The sequence below is a fragment of the Rhizobium leguminosarum genome, assembly GCF_002953715.1.
GTDB lineage: Bacteria > Pseudomonadota > Alphaproteobacteria > Rhizobiales > Rhizobiaceae > Rhizobium > Rhizobium leguminosarum_V.
Genome location: NZ_CP025012.1, coordinates 92,435 through 107,126, shown reverse-complemented (window position 1 = coordinate 107,126; position 14,692 = coordinate 92,435). Strand labels below are relative to the sequence as shown.

17 protein-coding genes are annotated in these 14,692 nt (G+C 61.7%); 9 read left to right on the top strand and 8 right to left on the bottom strand.

Annotated elements, in window-relative coordinates; translation table 11 throughout:
• Positions 1-44 precede the first annotated feature (44 nt).
• Together CUJ84_RS00605 and CUJ84_RS00600 are read left to right on the top strand one after the other, a co-directional pair.
• On the top strand, positions 45-1,292 hold the full coding sequence (locus tag CUJ84_RS00605) for an ROK family transcriptional regulator (protein WP_105004799.1): 1,248 nt from the start codon (positions 45-47) through the stop codon (positions 1,290-1,292).
• Positions 1,276-1,752 carry an RbsD/FucU family protein gene (locus tag CUJ84_RS00600; protein ID WP_027681929.1) on the top strand — a complete coding sequence of 159 codons (477 nt, stop codon included), beginning with the start codon at positions 1,276-1,278 and terminating at the stop codon, positions 1,750-1,752. The genes CUJ84_RS00605 and CUJ84_RS00600 overlap by 17 nt, the downstream gene beginning before the upstream one ends.
• Positions 1,753-1,755: 3 nt before the next feature.
• Here the strand turns inward: CUJ84_RS00600 and CUJ84_RS00595 are convergent, their stop codons facing one another.
• Positions 1,756-2,238 carry a RidA family protein gene (locus CUJ84_RS00595; protein WP_105004798.1) on the bottom strand — a complete coding sequence of 161 codons (483 nt, stop codon included), beginning with the start codon at positions 2,236-2,238 and terminating at the stop codon, positions 1,756-1,758.
• Between the two features lie 26 nt (positions 2,239-2,264).
• On the bottom strand, positions 2,265-2,711 hold the full coding sequence (locus CUJ84_RS00590; RefSeq protein ID WP_105004797.1) for a cupin domain-containing protein: 447 nt from the start codon (positions 2,709-2,711) through the stop codon (positions 2,265-2,267).
• A gap of 118 nt (positions 2,712-2,829) precedes the next feature.
• On the opposite strand from CUJ84_RS00590, the gene CUJ84_RS00585 reads away from it, so the two are divergent.
• The 6 genes from CUJ84_RS00585 (at position 2,830) to CUJ84_RS00555 (ending at position 8,821) form a co-directional block, all read left to right on the top strand.
• Positions 2,830-4,362, top strand: coding sequence for a winged helix-turn-helix domain-containing protein (locus CUJ84_RS00585; RefSeq protein ID WP_105004796.1), 1,533 nt, complete (start codon positions 2,830-2,832; stop codon positions 4,360-4,362).
• 186 nt (positions 4,363-4,548) lie between these two features.
• Positions 4,549-5,223, top strand: a complete 675-nt coding sequence (locus CUJ84_RS00580; RefSeq protein ID WP_105004795.1) for a hypothetical protein — start codon at positions 4,549-4,551, stop codon at positions 5,221-5,223.
• Between the two features lie 399 nt (positions 5,224-5,622).
• A complete protein-coding gene (locus tag CUJ84_RS00575) occupies positions 5,623-7,170 on the top strand; it encodes a putative bifunctional diguanylate cyclase/phosphodiesterase (protein ID WP_105004794.1) in 1,548 nt (515 codons plus the stop codon).
• A 340-nt stretch (positions 7,171-7,510) separates the two neighbouring features.
• Positions 7,511-8,089 (top strand): TetR/AcrR family transcriptional regulator, encoded by a 579-nt coding sequence (locus CUJ84_RS00565; RefSeq protein ID WP_105004793.1) that lies wholly within the window; start codon positions 7,511-7,513, stop codon positions 8,087-8,089.
• Positions 8,089-8,448 carry a nuclear transport factor 2 family protein gene (locus CUJ84_RS00560; RefSeq protein WP_105004792.1) on the top strand — a complete coding sequence of 120 codons (360 nt, stop codon included), beginning with the start codon at positions 8,089-8,091 and terminating at the stop codon, positions 8,446-8,448. Before CUJ84_RS00565 ends, CUJ84_RS00560 begins: the two co-directional genes overlap by 1 nt.
• Positions 8,441-8,821, top strand: coding sequence for a TfoX/Sxy family protein (locus tag CUJ84_RS00555; protein ID WP_105004791.1), 381 nt, complete (start codon positions 8,441-8,443; stop codon positions 8,819-8,821). Before CUJ84_RS00560 ends, CUJ84_RS00555 begins: the two co-directional genes overlap by 8 nt.
• Before the next feature lie 148 nt (positions 8,822-8,969).
• On the opposite strand, the gene CUJ84_RS00550 is transcribed toward CUJ84_RS00555, so the two are convergent.
• Complete coding sequence (locus CUJ84_RS00550; RefSeq protein ID WP_105004790.1) at positions 8,970-9,710, bottom strand: SDR family NAD(P)-dependent oxidoreductase; 741 nt, start codon at positions 9,708-9,710, stop codon at positions 8,970-8,972.
• Between the two features lie 81 nt (positions 9,711-9,791).
• On the opposite strand from CUJ84_RS00550, the gene CUJ84_RS00545 reads away from it, so the two are divergent.
• Positions 9,792-10,460, top strand: coding sequence for a TetR/AcrR family transcriptional regulator (locus CUJ84_RS00545; protein ID WP_199788754.1), 669 nt, complete (start codon positions 9,792-9,794; stop codon positions 10,458-10,460).
• Between the two features lie 279 nt (positions 10,461-10,739).
• Here CUJ84_RS00545 and CUJ84_RS00540 read toward each other — a convergent pair whose 3' ends face one another.
• From CUJ84_RS00540 to CUJ84_RS00520, 5 genes are all read right to left on the bottom strand, one after another.
• Positions 10,740-11,090, bottom strand: a complete 351-nt coding sequence (locus CUJ84_RS00540; RefSeq protein ID WP_105004789.1) for an ADP-ribosylation/crystallin J1 — start codon at positions 11,088-11,090, stop codon at positions 10,740-10,742.
• A complete protein-coding gene (locus CUJ84_RS00535; protein ID WP_105004788.1) occupies positions 11,087-11,485 on the bottom strand; it encodes a hypothetical protein in 399 nt (132 codons plus the stop codon). Before CUJ84_RS00535 ends, CUJ84_RS00540 begins: the two co-directional genes overlap by 4 nt.
• 162 nt (positions 11,486-11,647) lie before the next feature.
• The gene (locus tag CUJ84_RS00530) at positions 11,648-12,685 is read right to left on the bottom strand and encodes a 4-hydroxyproline epimerase (RefSeq protein WP_105004787.1); all 1,038 of its coding nucleotides are present in this window, start codon (positions 12,683-12,685) and stop codon (positions 11,648-11,650) included.
• 15 nt (positions 12,686-12,700) lie between these two features.
• Positions 12,701-13,411 (bottom strand): SDR family oxidoreductase, encoded by a 711-nt coding sequence (locus tag CUJ84_RS00525; RefSeq protein WP_105004786.1) that lies wholly within the window; start codon positions 13,409-13,411, stop codon positions 12,701-12,703.
• Between the two features lie 9 nt (positions 13,412-13,420).
• A complete protein-coding gene (locus CUJ84_RS00520; RefSeq protein WP_105004785.1) occupies positions 13,421-14,671 on the bottom strand; it encodes an NAD(P)/FAD-dependent oxidoreductase in 1,251 nt (416 codons plus the stop codon).
• Positions 14,672-14,692 lie beyond the last annotated feature (21 nt).

Below are 14,692 nucleotides of genomic sequence, written 5' to 3'. Positions count from 1 at the left end.
CTCCATCGAATTCGGGCATAGGCCAACGATCGGGAGGAGCGGCCATGTCGACCTTGGATGGACCGGAACACACGCCGGTCCCGCCACCAATTCTGAATCCGGCCGGAGGTGCGAACCAGGTCAGGGTGCGAGCCTATAACGAACGGCTCGTGCTCTCGCTGGTGCGTCTCTACGGCGCGCTGTCGAAGGCCGATATCGCGCGCCGCAGCGGGCTGTCGGCGCAGACTGTCTCCGTCATCATGCGGGTGCTGGAGAAGGAAGGGCTGCTGTCGCGCGGGGAACCGGTGCGCGGCCGTGTCGGCCAGCCGTCGATCCCGATGCATATCAATCCCGACGCCGTCTATTCCTTCGGCTTGAAGATGGGCCGGCGCAGCGCCGATCTGGTGCTGATGGACTTCGTCGGCCGCATCCGCATGCAGCTGCACCGGACCTATGCCTATCCGCTGCCGGATGAAATCCTCGCCTTCGTCACCTCGGGCATCCGGGAGCTCGAAGACCGGCTCGACGACAAGCAGCGTGGCCGCATCGCCGGCCTCGGCATCGCCGCCCCTTTCGAGCTCTGGAACTGGGCCGAAGAGGTGGGTGCGCCGCCAGGCGCCATGGAGGTCTGGCGCGACGTCGACCTGCAGGCCGACATCGCCGCCCGCGTCTCGCATCCGGTCTTCATGCAGAACGATGCGACCAGCGCCTGCGGCGCCGAGCTCGTCTTCGGCGTCGGACCGTCCTATCCGGATTTCGTCTATTTCTTCATCGGCTCCTTCATCGGCGGCGGCATCGTCCTGAATTCGGCAATCTTTTCCGGCCGCACCGGCACGGCGGGGGCGATCGGGCCGCTGCCCGTGCGCGGCAAGAACGGCGAGACGATGCAGCTGCTTGAAATCGCCTCGATCTTCGTGCTCGAAAACATGCTGCGCGAGCGGGGCATCGATCCCGAGCCGCTCTGGTATTCCGCCGACGGCTGGGTGGATTTCGGCGAGCCGATGGAAGCCTGGATCCAGGACAGCGCCAAGGCGCTGGCGCAGGCGATCGTTGCCGCCGCCTCGATCGTCGATTTCAGCGCGGCTGTCATCGACGGCGGCTTTCCCGATTGGGTGCGCAGCCGTGTGGTCCAGGCCACCATCGACGAAGCCGCCAAGCTCGACCTGCAAGGCGTCGTCATGCCCGAAATCATCGAGGGCGCGGTCGGCGCGCAGGCGCGCGCCATTGGCGGCGCCAGCCTGCCGATCTTTGCGCGTTACCTCACCGACCAGAACGTACTTTTCAAGGAGGTTGACCATGCTGAAAGGACTTGATCCGCTGTTGAGCCCGGAGCTGCTTTTTACGCTTCGCGCCATGGGCCACGGCGACGAGATCGCCATCGTCGACGGTAATTATCCGGGCGTCGAACATGCCCGCCGGCTGATCCGGCTCGACGGCCACCACCTCATCCCGGTTCTCAACGCCGTGCTCAGCGTGCTGCCGATCGACGATTTCGTGACTGATGCGATCTTCCGCTCGACCGTCAAGGCCGAGCGCGACAAGCTCGATCCGGTGCATGAGGAGATGATCGACTGCTGCGCGCGCCACGAGCCGCACCGACAGGTGGTGCCGCTGATCGGCCAGGATTTCTACGGAAGGGTGAAGACCGCCCATGCGGTGATCCAGACCGGCGAGCCCAGGCTCTATGCCAATATCATCCTGCGCAAGGGCGTGATCTATCCGAAAGAGCCGGGCACCCATGCGGCGGCCGGGGTCGATCCGTTCGTGTACTAGCGGTCACCCGTCAATTTCGACTTCCGCTTCACAGTTTACGGGCGCATTTAAAGGGATGGCCATGCCGATGGACGAGCGGGCGTGGGCGCCAACGTTGGGCCCGTACAGCTCCAGTATCAGATCGGAATAGCCGTTTGTGACCAGCGGCGTCTCATCGAAACCCGGAGCAACATTCACCATGGCGAAGACGCGCAGCCAAGCCGTGACCCGATCAAGGTCTCCGACAGCACGTTTGAGACTGGCGAGATGGGCCAGGGCAACGAGCCGGGCCGACGCGTAACCCTGCTCTGGCGAGATCTCCCTTCCGACCTTGCCAAGCGGGGTTGCCAATGTCCCATCGCGGTTGCACGCGACGTGACCCGAAATGTAGGCGCGGTTGCCGCGCACCCGAACCCAGACGAAGGGCATTCGCAGCCCTTCGCGAACTTTCAAAGGCTCGGGCAATTCCAGACCCATTTCGGCCAGATGTTGTTCGATGATGGCCATAATGCACCTCCCGACTTGATTCATGATTAGGGTATGATGTTGTCGAGCTCCGGCATCAGAACGACGCTCTCGTTGGCGGCGGGGTCATTGCGGGCACCGAGGAACTCGGCGTTTTCGGGGCTGCGATTGACGGCCACATGGGGAACGCCGGCCGGAATGAAGAGATAGTCGCCGGCGTGGACCAATTCGCACTGTTCGAGCTCCGACCCCGACCAGATCTCGATCTCTTCGCCCGCAGTCATGAGAAGGGCAGTCTCGTGTCCCTCATGGCGATGGGCCTTGGTTCGTCTGCCTGCGGGTAGCGAAATCGTCCCGAGCCACAGCATGGTTGATCCGACGCTTTCTGCCGAGACGCCCGAGCGATAGACAGACCCCTGCACGGCGACATGGCTGCCGCTCCCGCGTACGACTTTCGCGGTTAATACATACGGATTTTTCGGCGGATTTTTCGGTTGCTTTGCTTCGTTCTTCATCGCTCTCACCAGTTCAACCGCTGCACTGGAACAGAATCTGCGCGCTCAGCCGGCACAAGTCCTGAAGCGGGGCCGAAAAATTCCGAAAAGCTGCGAAATCGGGGTATCATTCCGGGCCATGAACACCCAGCACCTTGCCTTCGGCCACTTCGAGTTCATTGCCGAGAACGGATGCCTATTTCGCGACAATAGGTCTGTCGCTATCGGCGCCCGAGGTGCTTCGCTGCTTGCCGTTCTGCTTTCGGCACAGGGGGGTGTTGTCTCAAAGTCGGCCCTGATGGATGCCGTTTGGCCGGGATTGGCCGTCGAGGAAAGCAATCTTTCCGTTCAGATTGCTGCCCTTCGCAAGCTGCTCGGCCCTGCATCAGACGGCAGCGAATGGATCGTCACGGTCCCGCGGGTCGGGTACAGATTCTCCGGTCCGGTGGAGAGCCGGACCGACGCAGCCGATAGCGGATGGCATGCGCAGACCGGTTCGATCCCGGCGATTGCGGTACTGCCGTTCGAAAATCTCGGCGGCGATGCTGAAAGACAGTATCTGGCCGACGGCATCACCGACGACCTGATCATGGCGCTCGTCCGGTTCAGATGGTTCCGCGTCGCGTCACGTGGGGCGAGTTTCACAAGGAGGAATGGCTCGAAGGATCCGCAATCTAGCGCGCGCGAACTTGGCGTCGATTTTCTAGTGGATGGAGCTGTTCGGTATATCGGCGATCGGATCCGAATATCGGTGCATCTCGCCGACGCCGCGAAAGGCGCCACCGTCTGGTCCGAACATTACGATCTTCAGGTGGCCGAGGTATTTGCGGTGCAAGATGCCATCGCCGAGCGGATTGCAGCGGCGGTCGAGCCCGAGCTGCTGTTGCGCCATGGGCTTCAGGTGGCTCCGCACACCGGCAACATCACTGCCTGGGATCTTGTCCGGCAAGGCACATTCCATTTCCACAAGGTCACGCAGTCCACCCACCTTGTCGCACGGCGATTTTTCCGCGAGGCCACGGAGCTCGATCGCCTGCTGCCGGAGGCGCAGATCTGGCGGGCGCGGGTCAATGCGGGCCTCATTGCCTACGGCTGGAGTGATAACCCCGCCGCGGACGGGAAGGAAGGATTGGATGCGGCGCTGCGAGCGATCTACCTCGATGCGCGAAACCCGTACTCGCACTATGCGCTGGCGATTGTGTCGGCCTATACAGGCAGGGCTGACCAGGCGATCCTCGCAGCGGAACGGTCCATCGAACTCGGTTCGAGTTTCGCCTTGGGCTATCTCGTCCTCGGCATGGCCCGTCTTTTTTCGGGAGATGCGGCCGGCGCGCGCAAGCCCCTGGCTCGCGGCCTCGAACTCAACCCCCATGATCCGCAGAATGGGGTTTGGTTCAGCCTCTTGATACTTGCATTGTTCTTTTCGGGCGACGTCGAGAACGCGCTCGAAACGGGGCGTACGGCGCTAAAGGCGCGGCCTGACTGGCCGGCGCTTCTGCGCATTCAGGCGTGCTGCCATACGGCCGTGGGACATCGTGAGCAGGCTCGCCGCTTTGCTGCGGCGGCCAGCGACCTTCCCGAAGCAGCCGGCGATGCGCTTGGTCCTTTCAGAGATGGCAACAAGGAATGGGCCAGCCGCCTGGACGAGCTGCTGCGAGAGGCGGAGCTTTAAAACGACCGGTTGGGCAATCGGGCCGGCCGAAGGTCAGTCTTTCGCCATTCATTCGATGGATGTTATTGTGCGGCCGGTGCGTTGGTCCACCGCGCCGGCAAACCGCTCGGCTGCGAACGGCGCCTCACCACCAAGAGCCGACGTCGCGGGATCAGGCCGGTGAAGCGATGAGGAGACGGATCTCACATGGCACCTGACATGAGCACGGTTCCTCGTCGCAGCACCACCGGCCTGCGCAAGTTTCTGGCTCCTGAGCAGCAGCGCGATTGGGTAGAAGGCGAGGCGGACTTGATCGACGCCGAAGAGCGCTTGGAGTCCCTGGAACAGCGGTTCAAGTACGTCGCACGGTTCCAGAAGCTGCTTCGTCGCCCGCAGGCACAAGACGTTCTGGAAATTCTCGGGATATACGGGCAGACCTGCATCCCCATCCCGCGCAAGACCGAGCGTCACTACTGGTCGGTTTCTTGTCTGCCCTCGACTTCCGACAAGCCGCTCGTCCGCGTCAATGCGAGCTGGATGGAGCTTTTCACGCTCTACGCCGACGGCGAGGGCCTGCGTGCACGATTCCTGGTGCATCTTTCGCATTTCACCACCGACGATTCACCCGCGCAGGGCGATGTGGACGAGGCTTTTCTCGAGCACTGCGTCACGACGCCCGAAGACGTCGGTTACTTTTTTCCGCGCGGCGAGGACATGTTCGGCATCAATGTGCGGGGCTCGGCCTCGATCCGCAAATTCCTGGCGGAGCGCCGCATCTTGCGCGCCATTCGGACTTTCAATGTGACGCACATGAACCGAGGTCGGAACGCCTATCAGGCGAGCCACTGCTACAGCCTGGCAGATAACATGCTGGCAGGTTGATCGGCTCTGGTATGCGCCCTGCACCCATCCGGCGGATTCTTCAGCCGTTCGAAAGAACGAAGATTGCGGCGACCGATAGACACCATGGAACCGAATCCTCATCCGATTTGCGGCAAAGATATCCATTGTGCGCAGCGAAACTCCCGTGCCTTCGTAAAGGCAACCCACCATTAACCTACTAGGCGCACAGACGATCTTTGGGATCTGTCGGTGCTGCGCGGCTTCATCAGCCACTGCGATATCGGCCCTCTTAATTCCGCCCGAATGAATTGAGGCGGTCTTCGATCACGGCCTGGGACCGCCGATGCCGTGAAGTTGCGCCATCCGTCGTCGGCATTCGCTGATGCGAGCGTACCAAACTGGCCATGACGGCTCTTCACACAACAGGAGCCTGTTCATATGCCTCGCATCCAACCAACCAGACCGCAGATGGAGATCGTTGCCTGGCTCGCGATCTTCCTGCTTCTCTTCTGTCTATCTTGGCTCTTCCAATGGCATGAAGGGCTGGATGGGTTTATCGAGAAGCATCATGACTATCCGCTGGACCACGCGCTCCTCGCCCTCAATATCTCCGGGTTTCTCGGGATCATTTATTCCGCGCTGAGGATCCGGGATCTTTCGAGGGAGGTTAATCGCCGGCTGCAGGCCGAAAAGAACGTAGACTGGATCGCCTGTCACGACACGCTGACCGAACTGCCTAACCGCAGGTTTCTGGATTCCGTATGCGCGCAGGCGATGACCGATCAAAGGGCACAAGAAACCTACGCCGTGTTCAGCATCGATCTCGACGGCTTCAAGAAGATCAACGATCTCCTCGGGCACGATCACGGTGATGCGGTGCTGAAGACTGTTGCCCAGCGGCTCTCTTCCCTCTTTCCCCGTGAGCATGTTTTCCGCCTTGGTGGAGACGAGTTCGTTGTTCTGGCGCGGCGCGCTGGAAATCCCGATCTTGTCGCGTTGGGGAACCGCATAGTGACCGCGATCGGCAAGCCGTTCACCTTCAATGGCGTCGCCGTCGACCTCGGCGCCAGTGTCGGCTTCGCGCTTTATCCGGAGAACGGCGATGACCTCAGTCAAGTCATTCGACATTCAGACTGTGCGATGTATGTGGCGAAAAAGCAGGGGCGCAACCTGGTGAAGCCCTTCGTGCCTTCGATGCAGGACGAGTTGGCAAAGCGGGTTCGAGTGGAAGCGGATCTGAGAGCAGCCATCAAGAAGGCTGAGATCGTTCCCTACTATCAACCTCTCGTAGACCTGAAGTCGAATAGAATTATCGGCTTCGAGGCCCTGGCACGCTGGAAGACGGCCTCCGGCGAATTCATTCCACCGAACCAATTCATTCCCGTGGCAGAGGAAGCCGGTCTGATCGTCGAATTGACAGACCAACTGCTTCGCCACGCCTGCACCGATGCGCTTTCCTGGCCAAATGAGCTCGTCCTGTCATTCAACCTTTCTCCGATCCAACTGAGCGATCGGATGCTGGGCCTGCGAATTCTCAAGATATTGGGCGATGTTGGTCTGCCGACGCACAGGGTCGAGCTTGAGGTGACGGAGAGCGCCATCATCCAGGACGCTGTCACGGCACGAATCGTCCTCGACGATCTGGTGAATGCGGGGGTCAGGATTGCTCTCGACGACTTTGGAACAGGTTATTCCAGCCTCTCACAACTATCCAACTACCGGTTCGACAAGATCAAGATCGACCGGAGTTTCGTCTCTTCATTCGAGACCAATGATAAGCAGGACAAGGTGATCAAGGCGATCATCGCTCTCGGTGTGGGACTTGGCGTGACGATAACGGCCGAGGGTATCGAAGAGGAGAGCCAGCTTCAGCGGCTTCAGGACCTGGGTTGCGACATCGGCCAAGGGTATCTGCTTGGCAGGCCTGCGCCAGCCGAGAAGCTTGCCACAGACCAGGTCAGCGCCAGAATTTTGCAACGCGGTTGACGGGGCCGCGGTATGTCGGCTCTGAACCAGAGCCGACACGAGCTTACCGACTTCACGTTACGCTGATCAATGCCTCACTTTTCGCCCAAAGCCGCTTGGCTTTGTCGGCGTCGAGCGCATAGGGCCTGACGCCATCGGCGAACAAGCGCTGTCCACCTGGCCGACCGGCCGTTCCACGCTCTCCGAAACATCATCCTAAACCTTAAGCGACGGATGCCCACGCGCTTGGGATAAACTGAGGTCGGCCGGCAAGAATTTTTGCCGAAAGTCACGGGGAGGCCGTTGCATTTCAATTCTTTATCAATCATTCTAGAACAATCGATAAAGAATCGGAGTGACGATGGGCCGAACGCGGGAATTCGATGAGGAGGCGGTGCTGACGGGGGCGATGCACATCTTTCGCAAGCAGGGCTATCAAGCTGTATCAATCCGAGACCTCGAGGAGGCGACGGGGCTCAAAGGCGGCAGCATCTATCACGCCTTCGGCGACAAGGCCGGCCTCTTCGATGCGGCGTTCGGGCATTACAACCGGACGGTACTCGAGGGACGCATCGAGCGGTTTGCGCCGCCAGGAAGCGGGCTTCAAGGCCTGCGCGAATTGTTCCTGTCACTCCTGCATGAGCCCGACGATGGCTCGCTCGGCTGCCTGATCACCAATATGGCGGTGGAATTTGGCGGTGGTGTCAATCCACATCCCCGTGTCAAGGCGGCGCTCGGCCTCCTTCGCACCACATTCCGCTCGCGGCTCACCGAGGCGTCGGCCTTTGCTCGGGACGGCGATGGAGCCAAGGCGGACAGGACAGCCACCCGCCTTCTGGCCTTCTATCAGGGTCTCCTCGTGCTCATTCGCGGCGGCGATGACAAGGCCGACCTGCGGCAGGCGATAGAAGACGAATTCAATCAACTGGAGACGATGTGATGACACCTGAGGCACTCTGGAATCGATATGCGGCCATCTGGTCGCTGGATGCTGATGCTCGCGAGCCGGAGATGCTGGCTTGCCTCGCGGACGATGTGACCTATTGCGACCCGAATGGAGCGATCGCGGGGCGCGCCGGTCTCTCGGCTTATATGGCCGGCTTCAAGGAGAGCATGCCGGGAGGCCGGTTCAAGATATTGAGTGTTCTCCACCACAATGACCGTTCGCTGGCGCGCTGGGCACTGCGCCAAGACGAGAGGGTCTTGCAGGCCGGCACGAGCTTCGGGGTGATATCCGATGGCCGGCTCGGCGCGATTACCGGCTTCTTCGATCCGCTGGCGGCGCAGCACGATGAGTAGCGAGGCGACACGCGGGCTGGCGCTCGACTTTGCGAGCCAGATCGCCCCGGCCGGCGGCGTCGATATCCGGCGCTTCTTCGGCGGATCCGCCCTGATCCGAAACGGCGCGCAGTTCGGATTCGTCATGAAAGGCACTTTGTATCTCCGCGTCGACGAAGCGATGCGCGCGGAGTTCGAGGCAGATGGCTCCGAACCGTTCAGCTACCGCGCCGCCGGCAGGGAGGTGACGGTTCGCCGCTACTACGCAGTCCCGGCACATGTGATCGACGATCCTGCGCTGCTGCACAGTTACGCGGAGCGCGCATTGCACGCGACCCCCACACCCGGCCACAGGCTCTCCGATACGATCCTGGCCGTCACCCCTTCCGGCTAGCGCGTGGCTCGGCGGTCCGTCACTTCGTCGATCGCTCAGACCACGGATACGGCTCGATATCCCCCAAACCCTGCCCTCTCAACGAAAGACAGGGACCGACATCTGTCGGTCTCTGTCCTTTTGCAGGCCCGCGGCAACATATCCCGATTCAGGTGTTCAAGCCGCCATCGACTGTGAGGATGGTTCCGGTGATGTGCCTTGCAGCAGGGCTTGCGAGGAAAGCCACAGCGGCCGCCACATCTTCCGGCTCGCCATAACGGCCAAGTGGGATGAGGGCGCGCTGGAAGTCGGCGAAGTCGCCGTCTGCGGGATTCATATCGGTGTCGGTCGAACCCGGCTGGACGAGGTTTACGGTGATATCGCGAGATCCGAGTTCCCGCGCGAGGCCGCGGGTAAACGAATGAAGCGCGGATTTTGTCATGAAATAGACCGTACCGGTGTCACCGACGATGCGCTCGGCGCCGACCGAGCCGATCGTGATGACGCGGCCTCCCGCCTGCAGATAGGGAATGGCGGCCTGCGAAGCGAGCAGAGGCGACCGCACATTGACATCCAGCAGCGCATCGATCTGCTCGACGCTGACGTCGGCGATCGCACCATAAAGCGCGATTGCGGCATTGTTGACGAGAATGTCGAGACCGCCAAGTGCCTGGGCAGCCTCGTCGACCGAGCGCTTGACGGCTGCCGGATCGGCGCTGTCGGCCTGGATGGCAAGCGCCTTGCGGTCCTTGCGCTCGATCGCCCGGACGACTTCGGCGGCGCGATCGGCCGAACGCTCATAGGTGATGGCGACGTCAGCACCTTTGTCGGCAAGCGCCAATGCGATGGCGGCGCCAATACCACGCGAGCCACCTGTGACGAGGGCACGCTTTCCAGCCAGTTCTGTCATGATCTTCTCTTTCTGTAGTGATCGACACATAAATAGCTAGGTACGTTGCGATGGGGTGTCAATGGGTTTATATAATGATCGATGCAAAAATCGGATGAGATGTCGAACGTCAATGAAACCCCTGCCCGCAGTCGCGGGCGGCCGCGGGCGTTCGATCGGGAAACAGCCTTGGCGCGGGCAACCCGCCTGTTCTGGATCAAGGGCTTCGAGGCGACCTCGATCGCCGATCTCACCGAGGCGATGGGGATCGGATCGCCGAGTCTTTACGCGGCATTCGGCTCGAAGGAGGCGCTCTATGCCGAGGCATTGCGCCACTATCGCGACAACAACGAGGCGCTGGTCTGGGCAGGCTTCTTTTCCGCAGGCACGGCCCGTGAAGCGGTGATGTCGCTTCTGATGGATTCGGCCGCTGCCCTGACCGGCTGTGTCGTGGATATTCCGCGCGGCTGCATGGTGGCGCTCTCTTCGGTCGGCAGCGAGGGCCATGTGGAACTCGGCGAACTCGTGCGAACTGCCCGCGCCATCACGCTCGACCGCCTGAAGCTGCGCCTGAACCAGGCGATATCAGAAGGCGAAATTCCGGTCTCGACCGACGTCCACGCGCTTGCCCGCTTCGTCCAGACCGTTCAGAATGGCATGTCGATCCTGGCCCGCGACGGAGCGACCCGCGGCGAACTGGAGGCCGTCGCCGAGCTGGCCATGCTGGGTTGGGACACGCGAACCGGGGCTGCTGAACGCAGGCGGGGCTGACCGCGTTTCGAATATCGTTACGCGAATGCTCCTGCGTCACCTTTGGCCAATCGGTCGCGGAAGCTTGGTAATATCGTCGGCGCGTGCCGCTGCCCCTCATCCGGCTGCCGCCACCTTCTCCCCGCTTGCGGGGCGAAGGGGATATGCCGCGCCCTTTCCGTTCGCCATTGGCCTCTTGTATGGCACGTCCCCTCTCCCCGTTTTTACGGGGAGAGGGTTAGGGTGAGGGGCAGCCATTCGCGCGAACCGTCCCGTCAGGACGACGCCGGCGGGAAGCGGTTACGGAAAGGTCTTCGTGACCTTGATCGTTCCGACGATCGCCGCGTTGAACTGATCCATCTCCTCGGCAGATATCCAATATTCGAGATGCGCCCGGCCGCCCGCTTGCTGAACCGCATGGCCGTCGAGGTAATCCTTTCTCACGTCAAACTTCGTGACGAAGCCTGACCCGCTTCTCGGCACATTCCAGTCGCGCGCGATCTTGATGGCATAATCTTCCGACAGCACAGGATAAAAGATCGGCTGGTCTGGCAAGCGCGGAGGAAATCCGCGCATGTCGAGATCACGAATAAGTGCCAGTTCCTCAGGCCCGACCGGACGCCACAGGGTAATAGTTTCGATATCGCTCATCGCAGGGCGCCAATCAGCGTTTTATGTTGTGGACCGCCTTCTGCGTCTTGGCTGATGAGAGACACCGTCTCGAAGATCACTTCGATCATGACGTCATTGAAAGATATAAGCCAAAGTCGTGGATTGAGGACCTTCCATTTGGCTGTCTCCTCACCGCCAATAATCTCATTGAAAGCCCACGGATTGACCGGGTACCTGCACTCTCTCAGGCCGTGAACGTTCATGGGGGTTATTCGGAAATCGATCACCTCACCGAATTTGAGCACGACATTGTAGCCTCCCCCGCGCGCAGAGGCTTCATAGCACACGAAAGCGTCGTTCCCGTCGTACAGCACTGCGGGATTGGCAACGGTTCCTATCTGAGGGTAGGCCTCTTGGGGACTTGATACTTGCATGGTTCTATCGCGTGCCTATCGGTGAAACGTCGAGGACACGGTTCGACGTAATTAGCCATCTTGTCAACGCGGCCCACGTCGTCACTATGGACCAGTTGATCTTGCGGCCTGCGCCGGGTGTTTTTGCGCGCTATAGAAGATCGCTCACACTGTCCTGAACGTTCAAATCTCTCCCGCCGATGGCCCCCAGACATCCGTCAGCGCAAAACCGTTCGGATGCGGATCGAAAGGGTCCAAGGCCACCTGGGTCAGGCCGAAGGTGAAGCCGCGGCCGGTGATGGTGGGGATGACGGCGGGGCGGCCGGCCACTTCGGTCACCGCCTGGAGGCCGACTTCGAATTCGGAGCCGATGATCGACTTCGAGGTGAAGATGTCGCCGACCTTGGCCTTGCCGCGGGCATAAAGCGTGGCGAGATTGGCGGAATTGCCGGTGCCGCAGGGCGAGCGGTCGGCCCGGCCTGGCCACATGGTGGTGCAGGTGCGCACCGTGCCATCGGCTTCGGTATCACGGAACATGACATAGGCGACGCCCGAGATCGCCGGGATCTCGGGATGAACGACCTTGATGTCGCGGTTGATCAGCTCCTTGAGGACCATGCCGGCCTGGACGAGGCCGGCGGCATTGGCCTTCTCGATCGTCAGATTGATCTGGCCGACATCGACCAGCGCATAGAAGATGCCGCCATAGCAGATGTCGGCCTTGATCTTTCCCCAATGCGGCGTGTCGATTGCGACATCGAGCTCATGGACGAAGGACGGCACCATGGTCAGCTTGACCTTCTCGCAGCGCCCGTCGCGGCAGGTCGCCGTCGCCTTGACGAGGCCGGCGGCGGTTTCGAGCGTGACTGTCGTCTCCGGCTCCTTCATCTCGACGATGCCGGATTCGAGCAGTGCCGTGGTGACGCAGATCGAGTTCGAGCCGGAGCTCGCATGCGCCTGGTCGGGCTGCAGGATGATGAAGGCGGCGTCCGCCTCCGGGTGCCGTGCCGGCAGCAGCAGGTTGACCGAGCCGATCGGCGCGCCGCGCGGCTCCAGGCAGAGGAAGCGGCGCAGTTCGTCACCCTTCGGATCGGTGTTCAGCCAATGCAGCTGGGCGGCAATGGTATCGCCTGGGATCTTCGGCACGCCGCCAATCGCGACGCGGCCGATCTCACCTTCGGCATGGACATCCAGCAGCTGGATGGTGCGCTTCCATCTCATATCGAAAACTCCAGATCAGACGTGACGGGTGACGCCGCCATCGACGCGAATATTCTGGCCGGTGATATAACCCGCGCCGTCGGAGAGCAGGAAGGCCGCGGTCTTGGCGATCTCCTCCACATGGCCGATGCGCTTCATCGGCACCTTCTCGGCGGTCTCGGGCTTGTGGTTGAGACTGTCGATATAACCCGGCAGGATGCAGTTCATGCGGATATTGTCGGCCGCATAACGATCGGAATAGAGCTTGGTGAAGGCGCCGGCGGCGGCGCGGTAGGTGCAGGAAACCGGGAAGACCAGCGACGGCTCGTAGGCCGCGAAGGTGGTAATGTTGACGAAGGCGCCCTTGCCCTGTTTCAGCATGACCGGCGTCACCAGGCGGGCCATGCGCACCAGCGACAGGATCATCATGTCGGAACCGAGCGTCCAGTTCTCGTCCGAAATATCGAGCAGGTCGCCCTTCGGTGGATGGCCGCTCAGGTTGACGACGGCGTCGATGCGGCCATAGGTCTTCATCGTCAGGTCGAAGATCGCCTTGAGATCCTCGGCCTTTTCGGCCACGCCGCGCGAGGCGACACCGCCGAGTTCGGCCGCCAGCTTCTCACAGCTTTCCGACGGCGACATCAGCGCCAGCTGATAGCCCTGCGCGGAAAGCTCGCGGGCGATCGCCTCGCCCATGCCGCGGCCGCCGCCGGTGATCAGCGCAACGGGTTTGGTGGTTTCGGACATCGGGGCCTCCTAATAGCGGTCTATGCGGAACGGGGTCACATCGAGGGATGGTTTGAGCCCGGTCACCATATCGGCGATCACCAGCGCTGTCGTTGCCGAAAAGGTCAGGCCGAGATGGCCGTGGCCGGTCGCATAAAAAACACCGGGCATTTTCGACGATGGCGAAATGATCGGGATCGTATCGGGCAGCGCCGGGCGATGCCCCATCCATTCCGTCCTCTCCTCGACCTTCAGGCCGGGCAGCGCGCGCTGGGCATGGCGCACCAGCACCCGCGGACGGCGGAAATCCGGCGCGGCAGCGAGACCGGCGAGCTCGACATTGCCGCCGACACGAATGCCGCCCGCCGTCGGCGTCACCATGAAGGCGCGATGCGGCCAGATCACCGAATAGCGCATGGAGATGCCGGGCTTCATGATCTGCGTGTGATAGCCGCGCTCGGTTTCGAGCGGGATCGGCTCGCCGAGCTTTTCGGCAAGGAAACGGGTGTGGACGCCGGCGGCAAGCACGACCGAACCCGCCTCGATACGCCTGCCATCCTCGAGGAGAACGACGGCGACGCCATCGCCCCGGCGCTCGATATTCCGCACAGAGCCGGAAACGAAAGTCGTGCCCGCAGCCTTTGCGGCGTCGGTGAGTTTCACCACGAGCTTATAGGGGTCGCGGATCGACTTGTTGTCGGGGAGCAGCACGGCTTTGGCGATCGCCGGCGAAAGCGTGGGTTCGTAATATTGGATGGCGCCGTTGCTCAAAACCTCGAATTCGAGGCCGTAGCGCTGCATCATGGCGAGATGGCCGCGATCGGCGGCGAATTCCGCCTCCGTCTCGTAGATCGCCAGGCAACCCTCCTCGGTCATCAACTCGGTTGCGCCGATCGCCTGGAGCATCTGTCTGAAATCGCTGAGCGTGCGGTTGGACAGGCTCATGCCGGCATCTTCGATCTCTCGGAGACGCGAGGGCCGCCCGGCGGCGAGGAAGCGCAGGAACCAGGGCAGCATTCTGGCGGCATAGGAGGGCCGCAGCCAGACCGGGCCTTCCGGATCGAGCAGCCAGCCAGGGATCTTCTTCCAGGTCGAAGGGCCGGAACCGGCGGCAAAATCCAGCGCGATGCTTGCCATATTGCCGAAAGAGGTGCCGCGACCCGGCTCGCCCTTGTCGATCAGCGTCACGTCAAGGCCGCGCCGCTGCAGCTCGAAAGCGATCGAGGCGCCGATCACGCCCGCGCCGACGACCGCCACACTCTTCTTCGTCTCATCCGCCATGCCATCAATCCATCGCACGGC